This window comes from Streptomyces torulosus, from assembly GCF_001419765.1.
GTDB lineage: Bacteria > Actinomycetota > Actinomycetes > Streptomycetales > Streptomycetaceae > Streptomyces > Streptomyces torulosus.
Window position 1 is genome coordinate 1 of record NZ_LIRK01000895.1, and the last position, 3,673, is coordinate 3,673.

The 3,673-nt window shown below is 72.1% G+C and carries 4 protein-coding genes and 1 pseudogene; 3 read left to right on the forward strand and 2 right to left on the reverse strand.

All coding sequences use genetic code 11. The features are described 5' to 3' along the window. Nucleotides 1-292 precede the first annotated feature (292 nt). Nucleotides 293-694: a hypothetical protein gene (locus AOK23_RS42075; RefSeq protein WP_240496822.1), complete on the reverse strand. Its 402-nt coding sequence runs from the start codon at nt 692-694 to the stop codon at nt 293-295. Nucleotides 695-831: 137 nt separating this feature from the next. On the opposite strand from AOK23_RS42075, the gene AOK23_RS42080 reads away from it, so the two are divergent. Continuing rightward, a complete protein-coding gene (locus AOK23_RS42080) occupies nt 832-1,311 on the forward strand; it encodes a hypothetical protein (protein WP_055717668.1) in 480 nt (159 codons plus the stop codon). A 66-nt stretch (nt 1,312-1,377) separates the two neighbouring features. On the opposite strand, the gene AOK23_RS42085 is transcribed toward AOK23_RS42080, so the two are convergent. Next, nucleotides 1,378-1,986 (reverse strand): GbsR/MarR family transcriptional regulator, encoded by a 609-nt coding sequence (locus AOK23_RS42085; protein WP_055717669.1) that lies wholly within the window; start codon nt 1,984-1,986, stop codon nt 1,378-1,380. A gap of 124 nt (nt 1,987-2,110) precedes the next feature. Here AOK23_RS42085 and AOK23_RS42090 point away from each other — a divergent pair, with 124 nt between their 5' ends. Both AOK23_RS42090 and AOK23_RS42095 read left to right on the forward strand, forming a co-directional pair. Then, nucleotides 2,111-3,049 carry an ABC transporter ATP-binding protein gene (locus tag AOK23_RS42090; protein ID WP_055717670.1) on the forward strand — a complete coding sequence of 313 codons (939 nt, stop codon included), beginning with the start codon at nt 2,111-2,113 and terminating at the stop codon, nt 3,047-3,049. Then, nucleotides 3,046-3,673: pseudogene (locus tag AOK23_RS42095) on the forward strand (ABC transporter permease); the annotation flags it as partial. The gene AOK23_RS42090 and the pseudogene AOK23_RS42095, both read left to right, overlap by 4 nt.

The window sequence follows — 3,673 nt, forward strand, 5'->3', positions numbered from 1 at the left end:
GACAGGTCCAGGAGTGGGTGCGGGTCCGGGAGCCGGTGCGGGTTTGGGTCCGGGCGTGGGAGTGGGTGCCGGTCCGGGAGTGGGTCCCGGTACGGGTCCGGGTGCGGCTTCCCCCGGCTGTCGCTCCCCGTCCGGCGCTCCCCCGGGCCGTAACCGTCGCTCGTCCATGCCGCCGATGCCTCCGGAGTCGATCACCACCACGCCCTCGCCGGATCCTACGGCGGCGGCGCGGAACGGCCGGCACGTTCACGGGGCGCCGGGCAGGGCGTTTCGGCCAGGCTGCCGCGCAGGGTCAGGTGGGGAGGAGGCTCGGCCACCACGGGGGGACGTTGCCCGGGCAGAGGGGCGCGGGATACGAGTCCGGGATGCCCAGCCAGGTCACGAGGAACCACGTGAACCACAGCGTGAACACCAGCCCCACGGCCAGCGCCGCCCCTCGGTGACGGCGTCCGAGTGTGCCGTGCAGAACGAGCCAGGGGACCGCCGCGGCGACCCAGATGACCGGGGCGAGGAGGAGCAGCGTGATGCCGTTCCCGCCGCCGCCGACGTCGCATGCGGCCCATGCCCTCCCGATGGCGACGACCGACACCACCGCGGCCGGCCCTCCGAGGAGGACGCCCGGCGCCACCCCCCTCGACCAGGAACGGGAAGGAGTCGACGGACTCGTCGCCCCCGCTTCCGTGTCCGATCCCATGGTCGCCCCCCGCCATCACCGCCGTCGTGGACGCGGAGAGTAGCAACGGGCACGGCCCTCACGGCGACTCCGCCCTCCCTGGCAGGGATCAGCAACAAAGCGTTGACAACGAGTTGTTTGCATCCGATGCTGAGCCCATGACTTCGAAGCCCTCGGATGCGTCGACGCCGTTCCCGGACACCTCCAGCCCCTCCGATCCGTTCACGCCCCCGAGCGCGGGCGAGGCGCGGGCGCAGCGGACGTACACCTCGTTGTTCCGTATCGCCGAGCGGCACGCGGCCACGGACGGGCAGCGCCGTCGGCAGGTGCACCCGCACGTGCTGGGCCCGCACGAGGCCGTGCGGCTGGTGTCGTTCCTGCTCAGTGGCGCCGCGCTGCTGGAGGACGGGGAACCGGAGGTCGACCGGGCGGACATCACCGCCGCGCTGAGCCTCGTTCCGCCGGCCCGCGCGGAGATGGACGAGTTGGAGGTCGGGCTCCTGGAGATGGCCCGGGGCCGGGGCATGACCTGGCCGGAGATCGCGTTCGGGCTGGGCCTTCAGACGCCGCAGGCCGCCCGCCAACGCTACGAACGCCTGGCGAGCCGTACGGAAAGGGCCGCCGACTCCGCCGAGTAGCGGAGAGGCCGGGCGCCAGGCGCCAGACGTTCCGACGCCGGGCGCCGGGCCCCGCGGCCTCCGCAGTCAGTCCCCGCCGAACAGCTGGTCGCGATGGATACGCCAACGGGCCATCATCGCCTCGACCTCCACCTCGACGAACTCGAAGAACGCGAGGGTCTCGCTGAGGCGGCGCCCCGCCGGGCTGTCGGCGCCGAGGCTCGCGACGCCCTCGCGCAACGCGTCCTCCCACCGCTTCATGATCGCCTCACGGTTGGTGAGGGCCTCGTACCACTGGTCGCTGTGGACGCGGTAGCGCTCACGCCGTGAACCGGGCTCACGCTCGCGTGACACCAGGTGCACCTGAGCCAGATAGCGGACGGCGCCCGACACGGCGGCGGGGCTGATCTGCAGCTGTTCGCCCAGCTGGGCGGAGGTCAGCGCGCCGGTGTCGGAGGCGAGGAGCGCGGCGAAGACCCGCGCCGGCATCCGCGGCATCCCGGCCTCGACGAGCTGCGCCGCGAAGTGCTCGACGAAACGCGAGACCGCCTCGGGATCCCGCCCCGCACCCTCCGCCGACTCAGCCCCGGCCCCGGCCTGGACCTTGCCCTCGGACTCGGCCTCAAGCTCGGTCTCGGCCTCAAGCTCGGCTTCGGCCTCGGGCTCGGCCTCGGCCTCGGACGTCGATTCCGCCATCGCTGGATCATCTCCCCTGGTCAGGCACCCCAGTCACACCGCAGCCCCCTGCCGATCAGTCTACTGGCAATTCATACGCTTCCTTAACTTCACAAATTTCTGAAGTAAGCGTACGTTCTGAAGCATGACGAAGGCCAACCCAGCCATCGAGGTCTCCGGACTCCACAAGTCCTTCGGACGGACCCACGCGCTCGCCGGTCTCGACCTGACCGTCGAGTCCGGCGAGGTCCACGGTTTCCTCGGCCCCAACGGCGCCGGCAAGTCCACCGCCATCCGCGTCCTCCTCGGCCTGCTCCGCGCCGACGCCGGGGCCACCCGGATCCTCGGCCGCGACCCGTGGAAGGACGCGGTGGAGGTCCACCGCCGCATCGCGTACGTACCCGGCGACGTCACCCTCTGGCGGAACCTGTCCGGCGGCGAGGTCATCGACCTCTACGGCCGGCTGCGCGGAGGTCTCGACGCCGGCCGCCGCGCCGAGCTGATCGAACGCTTCGAGCTGGACCCGACGAAGAAGGGCCGCACCTACTCGAAGGGCAACCGCCAGAAGGTCGCCCTCGTCGCCGCGTTCGCCTCCGACGTCGACCTGCTCATCCTCGACGAACCGACCTCCGGCCTCGACCCGCTGATGGAGGAGGTCTTCCAGCACTGCGTCCGCGAGGAACGCGACCGGGGCCGCACCGTCCTGCTGTCGTCCCACATCCTCAGCGAGGTCGAGGAGTTGTGCGACCGGGTGAGCATCATCCGCAAGGGCGTCACCGTCGAGAGCGGCTCCCTGGCCGACCTGCGCCATCTGACCCGCACGGCCGTCGCCGCCGAACTCGCCTCCCCACCGGGCGACCTGTCCCACCTCCCCGGCGTCCACGACCTCGACGTGCAGGGCAACCGGGTCCGCCTCCAGGTCGACACCGACAAACTCGACGCCGTCCTGCGCTCGTTGACCGAGTCGGGCGTACGGTCCCTGACCTCGACGCCGCCCACGCTGGAGGAACTGTTCCTGCGGCACTACCAGGACGACCAGGGCGACGCCGCCTCCCGCTCGCCGGAGAGGACGGCCGCGCGATGACCGCCGTCGACAACGCCTCCGCGTCCACGCCCTCGTCGTCACCGTCACCTTCGAGGCCGTCGGCCTCCTCGTTCGCCGTGCGGTCGGGTGGGGCACGCCAACTGGCCGGTACGGGGATCCTGTTGCGGTTCGCCCTGCGGCGGGACCGGGTGATGGTGCCGGTCTGGGTCTCGGTGACGGGACTGATGGTCCTCTCCATGCCGAACAGCCTGCGCAGCCTGTACGGCACCGCCGCCGAACGCGCCGACCTGATGCGCCAGATGACCACCAACTCGTCGCTGCGCGCCCTGGTCGGACCCGTGTTCGACGACTCCCTCGGCGCCCTGACCGCGTGGCGCGTCGGCGTCTACGCCGGTGCCCTCGCCGCCGTGATGAGCCTCCTCGTCGTCATCCGCCACACCCGCGACGAGGAGGAGAGCGGCCGTCTGGAGGTGGTCGCGTCGGGGATGGTGGGGCGCCGGGCGCCGTTGACGGCGGCGCTGCTCATGGCGGCGGTCGCGAACGGCGCGCTGGCGCTGCTGGTCGCGGCCGGGCTCGCCGGGCAGGGCGCGGCGGGCGCGCTGGCCTTCGGGCTGGGGATCGCGGGCGTCGGGATGGTGTTCGCGACGACGGCCGCGGTGATCG